At 62.4% G+C, this 2,766-nt stretch carries 2 protein-coding genes; both read right to left on the bottom strand.

The genetic code is table 11. The annotated features are described in order from the left end of the window. A partial coding sequence (locus tag AC1DT2_RS20065; RefSeq protein WP_477298283.1) for a glycosyl hydrolase 2 galactose-binding domain-containing protein occupies positions 1-315 on the bottom strand: 315 nt, incomplete at its 3' end. Further along, positions 315-2,766, bottom strand: a 2,452-nt coding sequence (locus AC1DT2_RS20060) for a TonB-dependent receptor (RefSeq protein WP_477298282.1), incomplete at its 5' end; no start/stop codon positions are given. The genes AC1DT2_RS20065 and AC1DT2_RS20060, both read right to left, overlap by 1 nt.

The raw sequence follows: 2,766 nt of genomic DNA, 5'->3' as shown, positions 1-2,766 counted from the left end.
GCGCTTGAGCGCGGCCACGTCGACGTCGAAGGAAAGCTGGTAGTCCCAGTCGGCGAGGCCGATCCACTGCAGACCGGCTTCGTTGTCGCGCCAGAACGGATCGCCGATCCGTCCCAGCGCCAGCAGGTCCGTCTGGACGGCACCCGGCACGATGGCCGGTTGCCAGTCCGTCGGGGCCTTTTGCGCGATCGCTGGCACCGCCCCGGGAGCGAGGTGGAACCGCCAACCGGCGGAGAGGTCTCTCTCCACCGGCGTGGCCGCCGTGGCGGCACTGGCGACAAGCCAGGCCACCACCGCCAGCGACGCGCGGCGCATCACAGCTTGAAGCCCATCGTCAGCGTGTACGTCCGGCCGTTCTTGTAGGCATTGAGCGGCTCGGCCGGCGTGTTGTTGTACACGTAGTACGTTTCGTCGAGCAGGTTGGTGCCATCGAGCGAAATACGCATGTGGTCATTCACCTGGTAGCCGATGGAAGCGTCGAGTTCACGGAAGATACCAGTGATCTGCGCCGACTCCAGCTGTGCGATCTGGGTGAAGTACGCCGAGCGCCAGCTATACGTAATGCGCGCATCCCACGGGCCCTTCTCGTAGTACGGGCTGAGGTTGAACGCGTTCTTCGAGTTGTACGGCAGCGGGAAATCGTTGCTCGTGCTCGCATCGGAATACGTGTAGTTGGCCAGCATGCCGAAGCCGTACTTGAAGGCCTGCTGATAGGTCAGCGACAGACCCTTGACCTTGGCCACGCCGGCATTCACCGGAATCTCCATGTCATACACATCGTCGCGCAGGTTGGTCAGGTTGTAATGCGTCTGCTTGACGTTGGTGTTGAGGATGTAACCGGAGATGCGACGGAAGAACGCCTCGGCGGACAGCACGCTGTTCTCGGAGAAGTACCACTCTGCCGATGCATCGTAGTTGGTCGACTTGTACGGCTTGAGGTCGGTGTTGCCACCGGAGCCGGTGAGCGTGCGGTCGTCCAGCGCGATATACGGGGTCATCTCCTGATAACGCGGGCGGGCCATGGTCTGGGCCGCGCCGAAACGCAGCGTCACGTCTTCGATCGGGTCATAGGCGATGTTGAACGACGGCAGCCAGTTGTGATACGCGCTGCGCTTGTTCACCGGCGTGTACTGATCCGGGCCGATGCTGTTGTAACCGTTGACCGTGTCACGCGTGCGGTAATAACGCACACCGAGGTTGCCGCGGTAGGAATCACCGGAGAAGTCGCCCTGGATGTAGAAGGCGCGATTCTGCTCGGCGATGCTGTAGGTCGACTTCGGATCGAGCGGCGTGCTGGTGACCAGGCTGTTGACGTAGTCCTTCAGGCCACCGCCGCTGATCGTGTTCCAGTTAGCCATGCTGCCCGTGCCGTCGAGACCACCCAGGTAGCCGCTCGGCGTACCGCCGCCTTCGAGATCGGCCAGCGAGACGCCGCTGCCATCCGGCGAGGGAATGCGAGCCGCATAAGCGTCCTGACCGTTCAGGTGATTGGTCGCCTTGATGCCGACCTCGATCTGGTTCAGCGGACCCCACGACACGTCATGGCGGAAGTCGGTCTGGAAATAGCGCTCGCGATCGTAGCTGGGGGCGTAGCTGAAGCCCGCGCCGTGGGCGAGCATCGCCGTCGCGTCGTTGGGGCTGTTGAAGTTGATCTGCGGGTGCTGGCCGTCGAGGTTCCAGTTGTAGCCACCGAAGCCCTGGAACTGCGCATTCCAGATGCCCTCGGAACCACCCGTGGAACCGGTGTAGCCGACCTGGCTCGTCGCCGACCAGCCGTCACCGTACCAATCGGCGCGCAGCTGTGCGGTGCCCGTATTGACCTTGGACTCACGCTCATAGCCGTCGAGGTAAGTCGACGCACCCGGACCGTACGAGCCGCTCGTGCCGACGCCATTCTGGAAGTTGAGGGCGGTGGCGTCGGGCGCGCTGCCGGACCAGTCGCCGTAATGGCTCTGGTTGAAGTTGTCGAACTTCTCGGTGACGTAAAGGCCGGTGAAGTTCAGCTCGAACGCGTCGTTCGGCTTCCACTGCAGGTCGGTCGATACACCGTCGCGCTTGCGCTGCTGCTGGAACCACGCCGTATTGATTGCAGTCGGATACACGCCCTTGGTGCCCGGCGCGACGACGTTCGGATTGAACTGGTGATTCGGGTCGGTATCGGTCGGATCGTTCGCGCGCTGGTAACCGAAGACCTCGGTGCCCTGGCGATCGATGATGCGATCGGAATGCATGACCGAGCCGAGCACGCCGAAGGTGGAATCGTTGTTCTTCCAGCTATAGAGCGCCGACGCATTCGGCTTGCCGGTATCGGCGCGGTCGTTGTAACCGTAGCTGACGGTACCGGTCAGCGTGTTCGCCTTGAGGTCGAGCGGCTTACGCGTATTGACGATGACGGTACCGCCGATGCTGCCCTCGTCGAGGTTCGCCTGCGGGGTCTTGTAAACCTGGGCGTTACCGATGATTTCCGAGGTGAGCAGGCTGTAGTCGAACGAGCGGCTGTCCGGGTTGTTCGGATCCGAGGTCCAGTTGGTCGACGCAAGGGTCTGACCGTTCAGGAGCAGGCGGTTCAGCGCCGGATCCGTACCGAGGATGCTGACCTTGTCGCCTTCGCCGAAGTTGCGGTCGACGCTGATGCCCGGGAGATGGGACAGCGATTCGGCCACGTTGCGGTCCGGGAACTTGCCAACATCCTCAGCGGAAATGGCTTCGATGATGGAATCCGAATTGCGCTTGAGGTCCAGGGACTTCTGCAAGCTGGCACGAATG

The sequence above is a fragment of the Luteibacter sp. P4_E6 genome, assembly GCF_056401535.1.
Note: the sequence above shows the minus strand (reverse complement) of the source record. Positions and strands in the feature narration are given on the sequence as shown.